Below are 17,918 nucleotides of genomic sequence, written 5' to 3'. Positions count from 1 at the left end.
GAGGTGACATGTAGATGAAGGAAATGATTGGCAAAGCCTCAACGAAAGTGAAAAATTCTGTCGAACGTGGTGCGGTGAAAAAATTTGCCGAAGCCGTTGGGGACATGCATCCGATTTACCTTGATGAGGAGGTAGGCAAGCAGTCGCGTTTTGGTCAAAATATTGCTCCACCAACTTTCGCAAGAGTATTTGATTATGGAGTGATTGAGGGTTTAAACCTTCCTAATAAGGGTTTAATCCATGGTGAGCAAATTTACCATTATGAGCGACCACTCTTAGTTGGGGAAGATGTTTATTGTTATGCCAAAGTATCCGATTATTATGAAAAGCCAGGGGCTTTGGGCAATATGGGTTTTGTTGTATTAGAAAATAATGGCGAGGACAAGGATGGCAAAACGATTTTTACGTCTAAATCAATTGTTATTCTTTCTGAAGCTTATAGGAAGGTGCAGCAGGTATGACAAAGATTGCAGAGTTGTATGTTGGGGATACCCTGAATGAAATTCAGCTAGATCCAGTGTCTCGAATTGACTTGATCAAATATGCTGGTGCTTCCGGTGATTTCAATCCAATTCATACGATTGATGAAGAAGCAAAAAAAGCTGGCTTACCTGGAATTATTGCTCACGGTATGTGGACAATGGGAAATCTAGCAAAACTATTTACTACTTATTATGAAGAAGGATTTATCCAGGATTATTCGATCCGATTCCGTGGTATGGTCTTTTTAAATGATGTTGTTACATTAAAGGCTGAGCTAAGGGAACGTGATGAAAATCTTTTAAAATTCGATGTGCTTGCTGAAAACCAAGAGGGTAAGCCTGTATTGAAGGGCAATGTCGTCTATAGACTCTTTTAAGATATCCTTATCTTTTATAGTGGCGGGAAATGGAGGATTTTATGACTGTAAAAGCAAAGGTGAGCTTTAAGCCACCTGTTTTCCAGACAGTGGAAGAGGAACGGCAGCATTTAAAGGAACGATTGGCTGCAGCGTTCCGATTGTTTTCAAAATTTGGTTTTGATGAAGGAGTTGCGGGGCACATTACGGCGAGGGATCCTGAACGTAAAGACCATTTTTGGGTCAACCCGTTTGGTGTTCACTTCAGCTTAATTAAAGCTTCTGACCTAATCTTATGCAACCATGAAGGAGAAGTCGTCGAGGGAGAACTACCTGTTAACCGAGCGGCTTTTGCGATTCATTCACAAATACATGCTGCTCGGCCCGACGTAATTGCAGCGGCCCATGCCCACTCAGTATATGGGAAGACTTGGTCAGCACTTGGGCAGCTACTAGATCCAATTACACAAGATGCTTGCGCTTTTTATCATGATCATTCACTATTTGATGATTATACCGGCGTCGTGCATGATCTTGAGGAGGGACGTCGAATCGGTGTCGCTCTAGGAGATAAAAAAGCATGTATTCTCCGAAATCATGGTTTATTGACGGTGGGGAAATCCGTAGATGAAGCTGCTTGGTGGTTTATTACGATGGAGCGGTCTTGTCAAGCCCAGCTGCTGGCTCAGGCTGCCGGCACCCCCATTTTAATCGATCATGAAGGGGCTCAAGCGGCTTACAATCAGGTTGGTAGTAGCAATGCGGGTTGGTTCCAATTCCAGCCATTGTGGAACAGAATCGTTAAGGAACAGCCAGATTTGCTGGATTAAAAGATAAAGGCGAAGGGCGCAGAGCGCAGCTTCGCCTTTTCCTTAAATGATGTAAATACATATTTAACTCAACCGGAAGGATGTTTGATTTATGAAGATTGGTGTAGTTGGCTCAGGTGCTGTGGGTGGTTATTTTGGATCCTTCTTAAGCAAGGCTGGGCACGAGGTCACTTTTGTAGCAAGAGGGCAAAATCTCGAGGCAATGAAACGTAATGGCGGGATTACCGTAGAGAGTATTGCGGGGAATTTTACAGCTACAGGTATTTTTACCAACAGGTACGATTCGCTTTTTGATTCCGACCTTATCCTCTTTTGTGTAAAGGCGACGGCTACGAAGGAAGTAGCAACCCAACTGGTTCCAATTTTAAAGGAAGATGCTTATATTCTTACTTTACAGAATGGCGTTGATAATGAGGAGGTTCTTCGTGAGCTTTTCGGAGCAGAGCGAATTTTGTCTGCGGCTACTTATATTCAGGCACATATGAAGGAGCCAGGTGTTGTTAAACAAATTGAGAATCCTACTAAACTAGTAATAGGTGCTTTATCATCCGAAAGTAATTTACCAATTGTTAAAGAAGTGAGTGAGCTAATGAACTCTGCGGGCATCATTTGCCATGTTTCTAGTAATATCTTGAAAGTTAAGTGGAAAAAACTCCTCTGGAATATAACGTTTAATCCGCTTTCTGCTTTAGTTGAAGGAAAAGTTGGCGACATTTTGGATGATGACGGGTTAAGAATCACAGCGGAACGAATTGGTAGGGAAGCGATTGCAGTTGCCAAAAAAGCGGGAATCCCGTTAGAAGACACTCTCGCTAATCAGATGATTAAGCAAAGTGAGCCTGCTAGACATCATGAAACCTCAATGCTTCAAGATAAACGGAACGGGAAACCAATGGAAATTGAATCCATCTGTGGGTATGTTGTGAGAAAAGGGAAGGAACTAGGTATTGAAACACCAGTAGTAGAAACGATTTATTCTCTACTTAGAATAGAAGAAACCAAACGCTTAGGACATTAAAGGAAGAAAGTGAAAGGAGGAGACCGATGGAGGAGACAAAGAGTACAATATCCTCTTTTTATGATTATCTAGGTTTTATTGGGGATGAAACCTCTGAAACTGGTTTTGAGCTCGAACTCCCTCTTAATGCCTTTTTACTTCAGGACGATGGGACAGTTCATCCGGGTGTCTTTGCGACTATGCTTGATATTATGATGGGAGCAACCATCTCAAGACAGACTGACTCATTTGCGACCACAATAAACTTGAATCTAAGCTATTTTGATTTAGAAGCCAAACCCAATTATACCTCTGAAACCATAATTCTACATCGTGATGGAAAATATGTAACGGCCGATGGTGTGATTTATGACCAGGATAAAAATTTAATCGCGAAGGCAACAGGATCGTTTAAGCTGAATCAAAAATAATAGTAAAAAACGGGATTTTGTCGAAATTAGGAAAGGAGGTGATGTGTAGTGACCGCTGTCGAACACAAAATGATTGATTGGTTTGATAAAAACCCGTTTCTAAACCATCTTGGCTTTGAAGCAATGGCGCAAGATGGAAAAGATATAGTAGTAAAACTTTCAATCGATTCTAGGCATCTAAATATCCAACAAAACCTGCATGGTGGGGTGCATGCATCGATGCTAGATACTGTTCATTCAGTTGCGCTCAAATCCGTTTATCAAACAAATGTTACGGCACTGAATTTAAATGTCCATTATGTTACCGGAATCAACTCAGGTTTGATTACTGCTAATGCAAGAATCATTCAACAAGGATATAAAATAGCAGCGGTGGAATCGGAGATTGTTGATGAACGAGGTGTATTGATCGCAAAGGGTTCAGGGGTTTATAAGATTAAAAGATAATCATGTATTGTATGGTGTTAAACTATTATAATAAAAGAATTTATGATAGGACTTAGTAATTAGTAGTGTTGTAGTGGGAGAACGAGACTCGAAAAATAATAAATAAAACGACAAAATTCGCTGTTGAATATTGCAAAAATTTTGTTTATTATTGTTGGTAGTTACATACCGACTAGTTAGTAGGCGAAAATGAATAATAATGGGGAGTGTTCTAAATGGATTTTACTTATTCTGATAAGGTAAAAGAGCTCCAACAGAAACTAACTAAGTTTATGGAAGATTATGTGTACCCAAATGAAAAATTATATTATGAGCAAATAGATCCTCAGGATCGCTTTGGTAAAGTTCCTCCTATTATGGAAGAACTTAAACAAAAAGCAAAAGATAACGGGCTCTGGAATTTATTTCTCCCTGAAAGCGAATTGGGTGCTGGTCTGACCAATCTTGAATATGCACCACTTTGCGAAATAATGGGGCGCTCAAGCATTGCTCCGGAAGTATTCAACTGTGCGGCACCAGATACAGGAAACATGGAAGTACTTGTCCGTTATGGTAAGGAAGAACATAAAGAAAAATGGTTGAAACCATTGCTAAATGGTGAAATTCGTTCCTGCTTTTCAATGACAGAACCAGATGTCGCTTCCTCTGATGCTACTAATATTGAAGCGAGCATCATCCGTGATGGTGACGATTACGTGATTAATGGAACAAAATGGTGGTCCTCAGGTGCAGGTGATCCACGCTGTAAAATTGCAATTGTAATGGGGAAGAATGATCCCGATGCACCTAAGCATGAACAGCAATCTATGATTCTAGTACCACTTGACACTCCAGGAGTGACTATTAAACGAGTTCTACCAGTATTCGGTTATGACCATGCTCCACATGGCCATGCGGAAATTGAATATAAAAACGTTCGTGTACCAGCCTCTAATATGCTTTGGGGTGAAGGAAAAGGGTTTGCCATTGCACAGGGTAGACTAGGACCTGGCAGAATCCATCATTGTATGAGAACAATTGGTGCGGCAGAACGTGCGTTAGAATTACTATGTAAGCGTGTTCAAGAACGTGAAGCATTTGGAAAGAAATTGGCACAACAAGGTGTTATTCAGGAATGGATTGCTGATTCAAGAATTGAAATTGAACAGGCAAGACTTCTAACCTTAAAAGCAGCAGATATGATGGATAAAGTCGGAAATAAGGAAGCCAAAGCCGAGATTGCGATGATCAAGGTTGTTGCTCCAAATATGGCGTTAAACGTTATCGACCGTGCAATTCAAGCGTTTGGAGCTGCTGGTGTAAGTGAAGATACTCCACTTGCAGCAAGCTGGGCAAACATTCGAACTTTAAGACTTGCAGATGGTCCGGATGAAGTTCACCGTCGTGCGATTGCTAGACACGAGCTTAAAAAATACCTTTAATTTAAGAGAGGAAGTCAACCGTGCATATCAAAGATTTATTTGATTTAACAGGAAAAACGGCCATCATCACAGGGGGCGGAAGAGGACTCGGAGAACAAATTGCCGAAGGATTTGCAGAAGCTGGAGCAAATCTTGTTCTTTGCTCACGAAAAGAAGAAGCATGTGTAGAAGTGGCAGAGAAAATGAAGAAACTTGGTGTTGAGGCAATTGCATTAAAATGTGATGTAACAAGTCAAGAGGACGTAAATAGGGTTGTGAAGGTGGCGCTTGATAAGTTTGGTCGCATTGACATCCTTGTGAACAATAGTGGTGCTTCATGGGGAGCACCAGCGGAAGAAATGCCGCTAGAAGCTTGGAATAAAGTGATGAATGTGAATGTAACAGGAACATTCCTCATGTCCCAAGCAGTTGGGAAAGTGATGATTGAGCAGCAATATGGAAAAATTATCAACATCGCTTCCGTTGCTGGATTTAAAGGGTCAAGGCCTGAAGTTATGGATGCGATTGGCTACAATGCAAGTAAGGGGGCAGTGATCACCTTCACCAAGGACTTAGCTGTTAAATGGGGACCTAAAGGAATCTATGTTAACGCCATTGCGCCTGGATTCTTTCCAACAAAAATGTCTAAGGGCTTGTTAGAAAAAGGCGGGAACAGTATCTTAGAGGGCACTCCTTTGAGAAAATATGGTACCGAAAGTGATTTAAAAGGGATTGCCTTGTTACTTGCTTCCAAAGCTTCTGATTTTATGACAGGCGAAACCATAGTTGTTGATGGCGGAACGAACGCTATGTAAATCTTGGACACGGACCAATACCTTAAAGGGGGAATGTACTAGATGAAAAGAGACGCGGTGATTGTCTCAGCTGTTCGTACAGCAATTGGTAGACAGGGGAGTGCACTAGCCTCTGTGCCTGCACATGTATTCGGTGCTGAAGTCATTAAGGAAGCAGTTAAACGCGCTAAGGTTGACCCAGATCAGATTGATGATGTTATTTTTGGTAACGTATTAAGTGGTGGTGGAAATATTGCACGGCTGACAGCGTTACAGACAGGGTTATCTATTAATATTCCAGGGCTAACAATTGACCGACAGTGTGGTTCTGGAATCAATGCTATTAATCTTGCAGCACAGGCAATACAAGCAGGGGATGGCGATATCTATGTTGCGGGCGGTACTGAAAGCATGAGTCGAGCACCCTATCTTATGGACCGTGCTGAGAAGCCCTATAATGCAGTACCTCCAAGTTTCAGGAAATCACAGCTATCTCCTGAAGAAATTGGTGACCCGCCAATGGGTATTACCGCAGAAAACCTTGCTGAGAAATACAAGGTAACTAGAGAAGAGCAGGATGAGTTCGCTCTTCAGAGTCAACAGCGGATGGCACAGGCAATGGCTGAGGGACGCTTTGATGAACAGATTGTTCCAATTACCATCCCTGTTCGCAAAGGAGAGCCGATTATTTTTAAAACAGACGAACATCCGAGACCACAAACAACAATCGATGCGCTAGCAAAGTTGCCTCCTGCATTTATTCAAAATGGGACTGTTACAGCAGGAAGCTCTTCAGGTTTAAATGACGCAGCTTCTGCAGTTGTGATTATGTCACGTGAAAAAGCGGAGGAGTTAGGGGTTACTCCTCTGGCAACAGTTCGGGCGCATGCTGTTGCAGGAGTAGATCCGAATATTATGGGGATAGGTCCTGTCCCAGCAACGAAAAAGGTATTAGAGAGATCTGGATTGTCGCTTGAGGATATGGATCTGATTGAAATTAATGAAGCATTTGCCGCCCAAGTTCTTGCTTGTAATCGTGAATTGAACATGAATATGGAAAAGGTCAATGTAAATGGCGGTGCAATTGCCCATGGGCATCCACTAGGTGCAACTGGGGCGATATTAACCACTAAGGCAATATATGAACTGAAGCGTTCAGGTGGCCGTTATGCTCTAATTACCGCTTGCATTGGTGGCGGTCAGGGAATTGCAACGATCATCGAAAATGAAAGATAGTTTTATGGGAACAGGAGGGATGCTGGATTTTTATCCAGTATCCAGCCTTACTATCTTGTATCTTTTTCGAAGTTAGCGAGGGGCACTGCCATGAAGGAGAGAATTGTTGAAACCAGTATACAGTTATTCGATAAGAAAGGATTTACAGGTACATCGATAAAGGAGATTGTTGAGGAATTGAATGTAACAAAAGGCACTTTTTACTACTATTTCAAAAGTAAAGAGGAATTGCTAAAGGACATTCATCTAACCTATATTGATGATCTTATAGAGCAACAGAAAGTCATTTTAGAAGATTCCAATAAAGACTGCATTGAAAAGTTATATGGGCTAATTTTAATGGTGATTAGCAATATTGGGAGCAATCGTGAGAGCGCGAGGATTTTTACCCGTGAGGTTAGGCATCTTAGTGAGAAGCATGTTGAAGAAATCAAGGGAAAGCGGAATCTGTTTCGCAAGCGATACCAAGAGTTGATTGAGAAAGGGATTCGCCAAGGAGAATTTAAGGATACGATTCCAGCAGATATGCTGACGTTTGGAATACTTGGAATTATAAATTGGACTTATTATTGGTACAATCCGGAAGGTGAAATCTCAGAAGAAGAGCTTGCCCAAATGTTTACGAATATCATCTTAGAAGGCGTAAAAAACGATAAACTAAGATGATGCACTACTATAATATGATTTTACTACTCATTTATGTCTGAAGATTCATAATTGAGTTTATATAAAATTATTTAATAGGGAGAGGGTTAGAAATGGGATTGCATCCTCAGGTTCAATTCTTGTTACAGATGATGGAGTCAAGAGGGCTTCCTCGACTAGAACAACTAACCGTTCAGGAAGCACGCCAGGCTTTTGAAGCTTCAGCTAAATTAATGAGCAAGGCAGAAATAAAGGTGAGCACAGAGGATAAGAAAATTCAGGGGTGTGAAAAAGAAATAGCTATTCGGATTTATACTCCTGAAGTAAATGGTGATACCGGCGCACTGGTCTATTACCATGGTGGTGGCTGGGTAATTGGAAACATTGAAACTCATGACGCCCTTTGCCATACTGTGGCGGCAGAATCAGGCTGTATCGTCGTTTCTGTTGATTATGGTCTTGCCCCTGAAAGTAAGTTTCCTGAACCAGTAGAAGATGCCTACCTTGCTGCAAAGTGGACATATGATCACGCAACTGAACTTGGAATTGATCCAAAACGCATTGCTGTTGGTGGAGATAGTGCCGGTGGAAATCTCGCTGCTGCCGTATCCTACTTAGCTGTTGAAAGAAAGGACCTTGCTATTGCTTACCAAATGTTGCTCTATCCTTCCACCGGGTTTGAATATACAGAATCTTATGAGAAGTATGGTGAGGGGTATTATTTAACGAAAGAGACAATGGCTTGGTTCCGAAATCAATATTTAACGAGTGAGGATGATACAGTAAGTCCACTAGCTGCACCGTTGCTAATCCCGGATGCTGCTACCCGACAATTACCACCTGCCTACATAATGACCGCTGAATTTGATCCTTTAAGTGATGGAGGCGAAGCCTTTGCAACAAAATTAAAGGATGCTGGTGTTGAAGTAAAATATGTTTGCTACCCAGGAATGATTCATGGTTTTCTCGGAATGACAGAGTTCGTTAGTGATGGGAAAAAAGCTGTAAGTGAAATCGCTAGCGAATTAAAAGCAAAATTCACAGCTGATATAAGTCACTCAGACAATCGATAGGAATTTGGAAGGTAAACTCCGTGAAGTTTACTCTACCCATCTAGATATTTTCAAAGGGAGATGTTGACATGTTAACTCTTCATCATGATCACTGGCCTAACTTAACAAAATCCTTAAGTGTACCGGAAACCTCACTATATGAAAACTTGCAGGTGAGCGCGAAAAGATATCCGGAAAATTTGGCAATACAATATTACGGAAATAGCTTAACCTACCGAGAATTGGATGAGCAGGTGGCAGCGCTAGCGGGTTATCTTCAACAAAAGCTTGGGGTCACTAAAGGAGAAAAAGTTCTGCTATTTATGCAAAATTCACCTCAATTTGTGATTGGGTACTATGCCATCTTAAGGGCAAATGCAGTGGTTGTGCCAATCAATCCAATGTTGACTGCTAATGAATTGTCATTTTATATCAAAGATGCCGAAATGAGAACGGCTCTTGCTGGCCAAGAACTTTATGAAAAAGTAAAGCCACTTTATAGTAGTACGTCACTTGAAAATGTCGTTTATGCTGCTTACTCAGATTATACAGGTGAATTTGCTGGTAATCTGCCTCCAGAAGTCGAGGCGAATCGAGCCGTCTTTACAGAAGAAGGTCATCATTTATGGATGAATGCCATTGAAGCAAACCTTCAACCAGGCGAACACACGACAGCCGCTACTGATCTTGCTGTTCTTCCATATACTTCAGGAACGACAGGGCTTCCTAAAGGGTGTATGCATACGAACCGCTCAGTACAAGCGAATACAGTCGGTGCCTTTCATTGGGCAGGTGTAACGCCAAATTCGGTACACCTTATGACTTTGCCACTGTTTCATGTAACTGGGATGGTTCACAGCATGCATATGCCAATTTATAGTGGTGGAAGCATGGTCATTATGACGAGATGGAACCGCGAAACAGCCGTTGAGTTAATTAAACAACAACAATGTACACATTGGTGTGCCATTGCGACAATGATTGTTGATTTTGTTTCAAATTCGAAGCTTAAGAAAGAGGATATTGCTTCCCTATCTTATCTTTCAGGTGGAGGAGCTGCCCTACCAGAGGCAGTAGGAGAGAAATTATTTCAATTAACGGGATTGCGTTTTATCGAGGGTTATGGATTATCCGAAACGATTGCCCAAACTCACTTCAATCCTCCACACCGTCCGAAGATGCAGTGTTTAGGCTTACCTTCGTTTGATGTTGATTCGAGAATCATTGACCCAGCTTCTGGAAAGGAATTAGGGATTGGAGAAGTCGGAGAAATTATTGTAGATGGACCTCAAGTAATGGTTGGTTACTATAATCGAGATGACGAGAACCGGGATTCCTTTATTGAACTGGATGGCAAGACCTTTTTCCGCACTGGTGATATTGGACGATACGATGAGGAAGGATATTTCTTTATTGTCGACCGGGTAAAACGAATGATTAATGCTTCCGGTTTTAAGGTTTGGCCGACAGAAGTTGAATCCTACTTATATAAACACCCTGCCATTCAACAAGCATGTGTAGTTGGGGTGCCTGACCCCCGACGCGGTGAATCAGTAAAGGCTTTTGTCATCTTGAATGAGGAATACGAGGGCAAGGTGAAGGAAGAAGAAATCGTCGAGTGGGCGAAAGAACATATGGCTGCTTATAAATACCCGCGTGAGGTGGAGTTTAAACATCAATTTCCAATGACAAGCAGTGGGAAAATCCTCTGGCGTCAACTTCAAGAAGAGGAAAAACAAAAAGCTGGCAACACACTATAAAATAAAGAATTTGCAAACATCTTGCGAGAAAATCCGCAAGGGGATTCTTGCGAACAGGGGGAGAACGGATGGACATATTGATTCAACAGCTGTTTAATGGTTTGACATTGGGGAGTGTATATAGTCTAGTCGCATTGGGCTTGACACTCGTTTACGGGATTTTACATATCCCGAACTTTGCCCACGGTGCCTTGTACATGGTGGGTGGGTATATCACGTTAACAATGATGACCCAAGCCGGCATGAATTATTGGATTGCAATTGTTATCTCTTGCATCGTCGTTGGGGGCTTAGCTGTTCTAATGGAGAGATTGGTATTCCATCCTCTCAGGCATGCACCTGCTATTCATGATAAGATCGCTGCAATTGGTATTATGCTTTTCCTAGAAGCAATAGTTCAATTTATCTGGGGTGCAGAGTATCAAACAATGACTTCTCCTTATGGAGCGGTGGTCAACTTCGCTGGCGTTACATTAACGATGCAGCGTTTATTGATTATCGTGGCTACGGTCGTGGTAATGGCATTCCTATATTTCTTCCTAAAGAAAACATTTACTGGTGCAACCATTATTGCGATGTCACAAAATCGTGAAGGAGCAAACCTTGTAGGGATTAACACAAACAGGGTTGCGATGCTAACATTCTTAATTTCAGGTGCGTTAGCAGCCATTGCTGTTTCATTAGCTGCGCCTATTAATCTAGTATTTCCAGGTATGGGTCACCTTGTATTGACTAAAGCGTTCGTCATTATCATCCTAGGTGGAATGGGGAGTATTCCAGGAGCGATTGCTGGAGGATATATTCTCGGGTTTACAGAGAGCCTTGGTGCAACTTACATCTCGAATGATTATAAGGATCTAATCGCTTTTGTCCTACTAGTACTCATCTTAACAATTAAACCGAATGGTTTATTCCCAGCAAAGGGGGGGCATTGATGGCTTCTATTTTTAAACAAAGGAATATGATTGCATTTTTTATCCTCTTTGCAATCGTGTTCCCATTCATTACGAATAACAATTATATGATTCATGTCATGACACTAGCATTTATTTGGATGATAGCCGTTTATGGTCTTAATCTTCTGGCTGGTTACACTGGATATTTATCACTTGCACATGCTGGATTTTTCGCAATAGGAGCCTACTCACTTTCGCTATTAACGACAAAGGCGGGGATGAGTTATTGGTTAGCATTTGTACTTGCGCTTATTATTACTAGTTTACTAGGCTTAGTGATTGGTTTGATCTCGTTACGTACGAAGGAACATTTCTTTGCGATTTACACTCTATGTGTAGGGTACATCATTTACCTTATCATTGATAAATGGGATAGCTTAACAGGTGGAATTAGAGGTCTAATTGGTATCCCAGGACCTGCAAACATCGGTCCAATAACTTTTAATACACCAATTTCAAACTACTATCTAGTATTATTTTTCTTACTTTTAACTGTTCTTGTGATGTATCGTATCGTTCATTCCTTAACTGGTAGAACGTTCATCGCCATCCGTAACAGTGAGGATCTTGCACAAACGATTGGGATTTCAACGATGACAAATAAACTATTGGTATTTGTTATCTCTACCTTCTTTGCCGGTCTTGCTGGTGCTCTTTACGCATCATTCATACGCTTTATTGGTCCGGACATTGGATACATTAACGTGACATTCGATATTCTTACGTATCTGATCGTCGGAGGAATTGGAACTTTATCAGGTCCAGTTGTTGGAACAATCATTATTGTCTGGGTTTCTCAGCAACTTCAATTTTTACAAGACTATCGAATGATGATTTTTGGTCCAATTTTAACCTTGTTGGTTATCTTTTACCCAAGAGGGATTTCTGGCGGAATTCAGGATTGGAATATGAAGCGTAAGGAAAAGAAAAGGCAAGAAAAACAAAATATAGATAAAAATCAACAGATGCTCTCCGCTCAGGAAACTTCTGCTGCTGCGAATAAAAACGGGTAAAGGGGGAAGAGTTCATGTTCTTGGAAACTAAGAATTTAACAAAGAATTTTGGCGGAAATACTGCAGTCAATAATGTAGACTTCGCCATCGAAAAAGGGAAAATTAATGCCATCATCGGTCCGAACGGTGCAGGGAAATCAACCTTCTTTAACCTGATTAGTGGGTTCCATCCACCTAGTTCGGGGCAGGTTATCTTTAAAGGTCAGGATATTACGAAGCTACCATCAAATAAAATTGCAGAACTCGGGGTTGCTAGAACCTTCCAGACTACCAATCTATTTGATCAAGCGACTGTTCTAGATAATGTCATTGTTGGTCATCGTCTTCGGACAAAGTCCAATCTTCTTGACGCTATTTTCAGAACAAAACGACTTAAGCAAGAAGAAAAGCAATGTCGCGAAAAGGCGATTGAGGTTCTTGATTTTGTAGGGTTGACAGATGTTTCTCATAAACTCGCAGGGAGCTTATCTCAAGAAGAGAAGAAGCGAGTCGCGTTTGCACTAGGATTAGCAACAGATCCAGAGATCATTTTCCTTGATGAACCAGCAGCAGGTGTAAACCCTGATGAAACAGAAGGGCTTGCGGAACTGATGGTGAAAATGGTTCAGAGTGGAGTAACGGTTTGTCTCATCGAACACAAAATGTCGATGATTATGAAATTGGCCGATAAAATTATGGTCTTGAATTACGGAGAGAAAATCGCTGAAGGAACACCTGATGAAATCAAGAATAATGACGCTGTAATTAAGGCGTATTTAGGAGGTAGCGCGATTGCTTAAGGTGGATAATATCTCAGTTAAATATGGAAGCTTTGTGGCAATCCGCGATATCAATATCGAGGTAAACCAAGGCGAGATTGTCGTTCTATTAGGTGCAAATGGTGCAGGAAAGAGTACAACTTTTAATACAATCAGTGGTCTTAATAAGCCATTTCAAGGAGAAGTAATCTTTGAGGGAAAGCGGATTGACAAACTGACCGCTGACCGAATTGTAAAAGAAGGAATTGTTCAATGCGCAGAGGGAAGAAAGCTTTTCCCTGCGATGAGCGTTTTGGAAAATCTGAGAATGGGTGCCTACGTGCATCGACGTAATAAAGGTCAAATTAAGCAAACTATGGAGCACGTTTTCGAATTGTTCCCAATTCTTGAGCAGAAGAAGGATGATCCTGCGGGCTCACTAAGTGGAGGGCAGCAGCAGATGGTGGCCATTGGGAGAGCCTTAATGGCAAAGCCGAAGGTCATGATGCTCGATGAACCATCTGTCGGGTTAGCACCATTAATTGTTGAACAAATGTTTGAGGTTATCCAACAAATAAATAAAGAGGGTACGACGATTGTATTGGCTGAACAAAATGCCAACGCGGCGTTAAAAATTGCCACAAAAGGCTATGTCTTTGAAAACGGGAACGTGGTGGTTGAAGGTACTTCTGAAGAACTATTTACAAACGATAGTGTCAGAAAGGCATACATCGGGGCGTAATTTTGAAAACTTGAAAGGTGGTGAGGAACGGAAGGGATCTTTATCGCAATTTTACATTGATTAAAAATTAGAATGATTTCCAAGGGGGAAACCAAATGAAAAAGCAAAAATTCCGTTTCTTATCATTTCTACTAATCGCGTTTATGCTTGTATTAGCTGCCTGTAGTGGTGGCGGCTCTGAATCAACATCTGGTGGCGATTCAGGTGGGTCAGATTCAGGATCAGGTGGAGAGGGCACAGTTAATGTTGGTTATACCGGACCACTAAGTGGACCAGCAGCATTCTATGGTGAGCGTACACTTAACGGTGTAAAAATGGCTGCTGAAGAAATCAATGAAGCTGGTGGTATTGATATTGATGGGAAGAAATTTAAGATCAATGTTGTTTCTTTAGATGATAAATACTTACCTAATGAGGCAGGTTCCAACGCAAAACGTCTTGTGCAAGAAAACAATACCCCAATTATTTTCACTCCACATAGTGGTGGTATCTTTGCACTACAAGTTTTCAACCAAGTTGATAATTTCTTAATTGGTGCTTATTCAAGTGAGCCAAAAATTACAGAGGCTGGTAATGAATTAACTGTTCGTATTCCTCCTCGTTATGATGGATACCTTGCTCCGTTTACAACATATCAAATGGAGCGCTTTGGTAAAAAGATTGCATTCTTACCTACTGCTTCCCAATACGGAAAAGACTGGGCAGAAGCTCTAGAGCCATACTGGGAAGAACAGGGTGGAGAGGTTGTTTATAACTCTGCAATCGACTTTACAAAGGACACTGACTTCTTTACCATCATCACAAATGCTTTGAAAGAAAAGCCAGATGTGTTGTTTGTTGGTGGAGCTTCTGAGCCAACTGCAAAAGTAGTGAAACAAGCTCGTGAGCTAGGGTTTGAAGGCGGATTTATCATCATGGACCAAGCAAAACTTGATGAAATGAAGCGTGTAACAGGTGACTATGAGATGCTTGAAGGCTCCATTGGAGTAATGCCACTTGTTGATTCTGATGAAGCAGCTGTTCCTGATTATGTTAAGAAGTACAACGAAAAATATGGTGAAGATCCAGGTTCTGAAGCAGGATTAAACTATATTGGTATGTGGGCATTTGCGAAAGCAATGGAAGCTGCTAATTCTGTAGATGACCCTGCAAAGATTCGTGACCATATGCAAGATGGTTTAGACAACCTTCCTGACCACGTTAAAATCTACGATATTCCATCTATCGGTGACGATGGTGGCTTTGAATCTACATTAATCGTAGGGGCTATCGAAGACGGTAAAGTTGTTCCTATCCCAGCTGAATAATTGCTAGTGAAGACGCCTGTTCCGAGGGTATCGGGGCAGGTGTTTTTTATTTATAGAAAGGTGATTGTTTTTTTGTGTGTTTAGATAGAGAAGCTTATGTTTATATATAGACTGTGAGTTTGTGTAGATAGAGTACGAAATTGTGTAGATAGAGGGATGATTTTTGTAGATAGAAGTGGAATTCCTGTAAATAGGGATGCGTACTGGCCGGAAGAATCTTAGGTTTGTAGTTAGAATGGTTGTTTGTGTTGATAGAATGCAAATTTATGAAGATAGAGAGGCTATTTTATGTAGATAGGAGGTGAAATCGTGTAGATAAGGTTACGTGTAATGAATGTGTAGCGTTGTATTTTTGTGTGAAAATTATATTTTTAGAGCAATATGGAGAATCTTCGGAATTAATTTAGTTTTACAAATGTAAAATAAGACTTTTACATTTTTGCAAAAAGAGTATAAACTAAAAACCATCTTAAAAAACAGTTAGTCAAGGTGATGTTATTGGAAAAGGACGAGAAATTAAGCAAGGTTATTGAAGCGGCAAAGTTGTATTACCTGCTTGATTATACGCAAAGTGAGATTGCCAAAAAAATGGGTGTGTCTAGACCTACGGTTTCTAGGCTCTTGCAACAGGGGAAACGAGAGGGAATTGTCCAGATAAAAATACACGACCCCACAGAAGAAGTGGATAAACTTTCGTTAGAGTTGGCAGCCAGATTTGGTTTGAAAAAGGCGATTGTTACCTCGGTCCCAGAATATGAAGAACATTTAATTAAGAACTACCTTGGTGGTGTTGCCGCTGCGTATTTAAACGAAACGGTGAAAGACGATGATGTCATTGGTGTTACATGGGGGACGACGTTATACCATATAGCTATTGAATTAAAGCAAAGATTTGTACGCAACGTTAAAGTTGTCCAGTTAAAAGGGGGCGTTAGTCATGCCGAGACGAACACCTACGCCTCAGAGGTTTTATACCTATTTGCGAAAGCGTTTAACAGCCCGTCCCATCAATTGCCACTTCCAGCTATCGTAGATTCACCAATTGTTAAACAGGCTATGGAAAAAGACAGGCATATTCGTGCGATTTTGGATTTAGGAAAACAGGCTAATATTGCTGTTTTTACAATGGGGTCGGTGAAAGAAGATGCACTCTTATTTAAGATGGGTTATTTTACAGAAAATGACCTTAAATCATTAAAACATGGAGCAGTAGGGGATATTTGCTCTAGGTTCTTTGATCAAAATGGTGTGATTTGTGATAAAGATTTGAATGATAGAACACTGGGGATAGAATTGGAAGCGTTGCAAACGAAGGAACACTCGATTTTGGTGGCTGGCGGTGCTGATAAAATTAATGGAATATATGGCGCCTTAATCGGAAAATTTGCGAACACTTTAATCACTGATCAATTTACTGCGAGATTTTTATTAGACAAGCTAGAGAATAGAAAATAGACATGAGAAAACCGAATAAATAATCGTAACAAACAACAAGATATTACAGAGGTGAATGGAATGAATTACATATGGGGTTTACTTGGTATTATTACAGTATTAGCAATTGCTTTTTTATTATCCTCTAATCGCAAGTCCATTAAACTGCGTACAGTCTTTGGGGGATTAGCAATTCAATTTGTTTTTGCCTTCATCGTTTTAAAATGGGAGACAGGAAGGAATGTTCTTCAGAAGGTTTCGATGGGCGTTCAGAATGTTATTGACTATGCGAATGAGGGCGTAAATTTCTTGTTTGGAGGAATTTTTCAAGCAGAAAACATCGGCATGGTATTTGCATTTCAAGTGCTACCTGTCGTCATCTTTTTTTCATCGCTAATTTCAGTTTTATATTACTTAGGTGTCATGCAATGGGTCATTAAAATATTAGGTGGGGGGCTTTCAAAGCTCTTAGGGACAAGCAATGCCGAGTCTTTATCGGCTGCAGCCAATATTTTTGTGGGTCAGACTGAAGCACCGCTTGTCATTAAACCTTATATTAAAGTTTTAACGAAATCAGAGTTGTTTGCGGTTATGGTTGGTGGACTAGCCTCCGTGGCTGGTTCTGTGTTAATAGGGTATTCGTTAATGGGGGTACCTCTAGAATATTTACTGGCTGCCAGCTTCATGGCCGCACCTGCAGGTCTTGTCCTGGCAAAAATAATGATACCTGAAACAGAAGAGCCACAAGATACCTCTAATGTTAAGATGGAAGAGGATAAACAAACAGCCAATGTGATTGATGCAGCTGCAAATGGAGCATCTGTTGGCTTGCAACTTGCCTTAAACATTGGAGCGATGCTGTTAGCATTTATTGCTTTGATTGCATTGATTAACGGGATTTTAGGTGGAATTACTGGACTATTCGGGCTTGAAGGCATCACACTTGAAATGCTCCTTGGGTATATTTTCTCACCGATTGCATTTGCAGTAGGGGTACCTTGGGCAGAAGCCATACAGGCTGGTGGATTTATCGGTCAAAAACTGATCCTCAATGAATTTGTTGCCTATGCATCCTTTGCTCCACAAATTCCTGAGCTTTCTGAGAAGACTGTTGCCGTCGTAAGTTTTGCTCTGTGTGGATTTGCCAATGTATCTTCATTGGGAATTCTGCTTGGTGGTTTAGGGAATCTAGCGCCGGAAAGGCGTAGTGATATTGCACGTTTAGGTGTTCGTGCGGTAATCGCAGGTATGTTGGCATCCTTGCTTAGTGCAGCGATGGCAGGAATGTTGTTCTAAATT

The 17,918-nt window shown here is 41.0% G+C and carries 19 protein-coding genes; all 19 read left to right on the top strand.

What is annotated here, in order from left to right; genetic code table 11:
* The first annotated feature begins 14 nt into the window (after positions 1-14).
* The 19 genes from LG336_RS17960 (at position 15) to LG336_RS17870 (ending at position 17,915) form a co-directional block, all read left to right on the top strand.
* The gene (locus LG336_RS17960; RefSeq protein WP_404328869.1) at positions 15-461 is read left to right on the top strand and encodes a MaoC family dehydratase N-terminal domain-containing protein; all 447 of its coding nucleotides are present in this window, start codon (positions 15-17) and stop codon (positions 459-461) included.
* The gene (locus tag LG336_RS17955; RefSeq protein ID WP_404328867.1) at positions 458-859 is read left to right on the top strand and encodes a MaoC/PaaZ C-terminal domain-containing protein; all 402 of its coding nucleotides are present in this window, start codon (positions 458-460) and stop codon (positions 857-859) included. Before LG336_RS17960 ends, LG336_RS17955 begins: the two co-directional genes overlap by 4 nt.
* Before the next feature lie 41 nt (positions 860-900).
* A complete protein-coding gene (locus tag LG336_RS17950) occupies positions 901-1,668 on the top strand; it encodes a class II aldolase/adducin family protein (RefSeq protein ID WP_404328865.1) in 768 nt (255 codons plus the stop codon).
* Positions 1,669-1,759: 91 nt separating this feature from the next.
* Positions 1,760-2,686 (top strand): ketopantoate reductase family protein, encoded by a 927-nt coding sequence (locus tag LG336_RS17945; protein ID WP_404328863.1) that lies wholly within the window; start codon positions 1,760-1,762, stop codon positions 2,684-2,686.
* Between the two features lie 26 nt (positions 2,687-2,712).
* Positions 2,713-3,096 carry a PaaI family thioesterase gene (locus tag LG336_RS17940; RefSeq protein ID WP_404328862.1) on the top strand — a complete coding sequence of 128 codons (384 nt, stop codon included), beginning with the start codon at positions 2,713-2,715 and terminating at the stop codon, positions 3,094-3,096.
* A gap of 48 nt (positions 3,097-3,144) precedes the next feature.
* A complete protein-coding gene (locus tag LG336_RS17935; RefSeq protein WP_404328860.1) occupies positions 3,145-3,543 on the top strand; it encodes a PaaI family thioesterase in 399 nt (132 codons plus the stop codon).
* A 215-nt stretch (positions 3,544-3,758) separates the two neighbouring features.
* On the top strand, positions 3,759-4,964 hold the full coding sequence (locus LG336_RS17930; protein ID WP_404328858.1) for an acyl-CoA dehydrogenase: 1,206 nt from the start codon (positions 3,759-3,761) through the stop codon (positions 4,962-4,964).
* A 20-nt stretch (positions 4,965-4,984) separates the two neighbouring features.
* Positions 4,985-5,758 carry an SDR family oxidoreductase gene (locus tag LG336_RS17925; protein ID WP_404328856.1) on the top strand — a complete coding sequence of 258 codons (774 nt, stop codon included), beginning with the start codon at positions 4,985-4,987 and terminating at the stop codon, positions 5,756-5,758.
* Positions 5,759-5,800: 42 nt separating this feature from the next.
* Entirely contained in the window at positions 5,801-6,973 is a 1,173-nt protein-coding gene (locus LG336_RS17920) for a thiolase family protein (protein WP_404328854.1), read from the top strand.
* Between the two features lie 90 nt (positions 6,974-7,063).
* Positions 7,064-7,639 (top strand): TetR/AcrR family transcriptional regulator, encoded by a 576-nt coding sequence (locus tag LG336_RS17915; protein ID WP_404328853.1) that lies wholly within the window; start codon positions 7,064-7,066, stop codon positions 7,637-7,639.
* 92 nt (positions 7,640-7,731) lie between these two features.
* Positions 7,732-8,691, top strand: a complete 960-nt coding sequence (locus LG336_RS17910; protein WP_404328852.1) for an alpha/beta hydrolase — start codon at positions 7,732-7,734, stop codon at positions 8,689-8,691.
* A 68-nt stretch (positions 8,692-8,759) separates the two neighbouring features.
* Positions 8,760-10,430, top strand: coding sequence for a long-chain fatty acid--CoA ligase (locus LG336_RS17905; protein WP_404328851.1), 1,671 nt, complete (start codon positions 8,760-8,762; stop codon positions 10,428-10,430).
* Positions 10,431-10,498: 68 nt separating this feature from the next.
* A complete protein-coding gene (locus tag LG336_RS17900; RefSeq protein WP_404328849.1) occupies positions 10,499-11,365 on the top strand; it encodes a branched-chain amino acid ABC transporter permease in 867 nt (288 codons plus the stop codon).
* The gene (locus LG336_RS17895; RefSeq protein ID WP_404328847.1) at positions 11,365-12,399 is read left to right on the top strand and encodes a branched-chain amino acid ABC transporter permease; all 1,035 of its coding nucleotides are present in this window, start codon (positions 11,365-11,367) and stop codon (positions 12,397-12,399) included. The genes LG336_RS17900 and LG336_RS17895 overlap by 1 nt, the downstream gene beginning before the upstream one ends.
* Before the next feature lie 14 nt (positions 12,400-12,413).
* Complete coding sequence (locus LG336_RS17890; RefSeq protein ID WP_404328845.1) at positions 12,414-13,178, top strand: ABC transporter ATP-binding protein; 765 nt, start codon at positions 12,414-12,416, stop codon at positions 13,176-13,178.
* Positions 13,171-13,878 (top strand): ABC transporter ATP-binding protein, encoded by a 708-nt coding sequence (locus tag LG336_RS17885; protein ID WP_404328844.1) that lies wholly within the window; start codon positions 13,171-13,173, stop codon positions 13,876-13,878. The genes LG336_RS17890 and LG336_RS17885 overlap by 8 nt, the downstream gene beginning before the upstream one ends.
* 95 nt (positions 13,879-13,973) lie before the next feature.
* Positions 13,974-15,185: an ABC transporter substrate-binding protein gene (locus tag LG336_RS17880; RefSeq protein ID WP_404328843.1), complete on the top strand. Its 1,212-nt coding sequence runs from the start codon at positions 13,974-13,976 to the stop codon at positions 15,183-15,185.
* A 492-nt stretch (positions 15,186-15,677) separates the two neighbouring features.
* Positions 15,678-16,640: a sugar-binding transcriptional regulator gene (locus LG336_RS17875; RefSeq protein WP_404333208.1), complete on the top strand. Its 963-nt coding sequence runs from the start codon at positions 15,678-15,680 to the stop codon at positions 16,638-16,640.
* 60 nt (positions 16,641-16,700) lie between these two features.
* The gene (locus LG336_RS17870) at positions 16,701-17,915 is read left to right on the top strand and encodes a NupC/NupG family nucleoside CNT transporter (RefSeq protein WP_404328842.1); all 1,215 of its coding nucleotides are present in this window, start codon (positions 16,701-16,703) and stop codon (positions 17,913-17,915) included.
* The last annotated feature ends 3 nt before the right edge of the window (positions 17,916-17,918 follow it).

Source organism: Mesobacillus maritimus (genome assembly GCF_044803185.1).
Classification (GTDB): Bacteria; Bacillota; Bacilli; order Bacillales; family Cytobacillaceae; genus Mesobacillus_B; species Mesobacillus_B maritimus_B.
This window is presented reverse-complemented; position numbering and strand designations above follow the sequence as displayed.

Excerpts from the sequence above, each read along its gene's own strand:
- LG336_RS17870 (WP_404328842.1), top strand. The coding sequence starts at position 16,701 with ATGAATTACATATGGGGTTTACTTGGTATTATTACAGTATTAGCAATT.
- LG336_RS17900 (WP_404328849.1), top strand. The coding sequence starts at position 10,499 with ATGGACATATTGATTCAACAGCTGTTTAATGGTTTGACATTGGGGAGT.
- LG336_RS17945 (WP_404328863.1), top strand. The coding sequence starts at position 1,760 with ATGAAGATTGGTGTAGTTGGCTCAGGTGCTGTGGGTGGTTATTTTGGA.
- LG336_RS17910 (WP_404328852.1), top strand. The coding sequence starts at position 7,732 with ATGGGATTGCATCCTCAGGTTCAATTCTTGTTACAGATGATGGAGTCA.
- LG336_RS17890 (WP_404328845.1), top strand. The coding sequence starts at position 12,414 with ATGTTCTTGGAAACTAAGAATTTAACAAAGAATTTTGGCGGAAATACT.
- LG336_RS17880 (WP_404328843.1), top strand. The coding sequence starts at position 13,974 with ATGAAAAAGCAAAAATTCCGTTTCTTATCATTTCTACTAATCGCGTTT.
- LG336_RS17950 (WP_404328865.1), top strand. The coding sequence starts at position 901 with ATGACTGTAAAAGCAAAGGTGAGCTTTAAGCCACCTGTTTTCCAGACA.
- LG336_RS17915 (WP_404328853.1), top strand. The coding sequence starts at position 7,064 with ATGAAGGAGAGAATTGTTGAAACCAGTATACAGTTATTCGATAAGAAA.
- LG336_RS17875 (WP_404333208.1), top strand. The coding sequence starts at position 15,678 with ATGTTATTGGAAAAGGACGAGAAATTAAGCAAGGTTATTGAAGCGGCA.
- LG336_RS17930 (WP_404328858.1), top strand. The coding sequence starts at position 3,759 with ATGGATTTTACTTATTCTGATAAGGTAAAAGAGCTCCAACAGAAACTA.
- LG336_RS17895 (WP_404328847.1), top strand. The coding sequence starts at position 11,365 with ATGGCTTCTATTTTTAAACAAAGGAATATGATTGCATTTTTTATCCTC.
- LG336_RS17960 (WP_404328869.1), top strand. The coding sequence starts at position 15 with ATGAAGGAAATGATTGGCAAAGCCTCAACGAAAGTGAAAAATTCTGTC.
- LG336_RS17955 (WP_404328867.1), top strand. The coding sequence starts at position 458 with ATGACAAAGATTGCAGAGTTGTATGTTGGGGATACCCTGAATGAAATT.
- LG336_RS17940 (WP_404328862.1), top strand. The coding sequence starts at position 2,713 with ATGGAGGAGACAAAGAGTACAATATCCTCTTTTTATGATTATCTAGGT.
- LG336_RS17905 (WP_404328851.1), top strand. The coding sequence starts at position 8,760 with ATGTTAACTCTTCATCATGATCACTGGCCTAACTTAACAAAATCCTTA.
- LG336_RS17920 (WP_404328854.1), top strand. The coding sequence starts at position 5,801 with ATGAAAAGAGACGCGGTGATTGTCTCAGCTGTTCGTACAGCAATTGGT.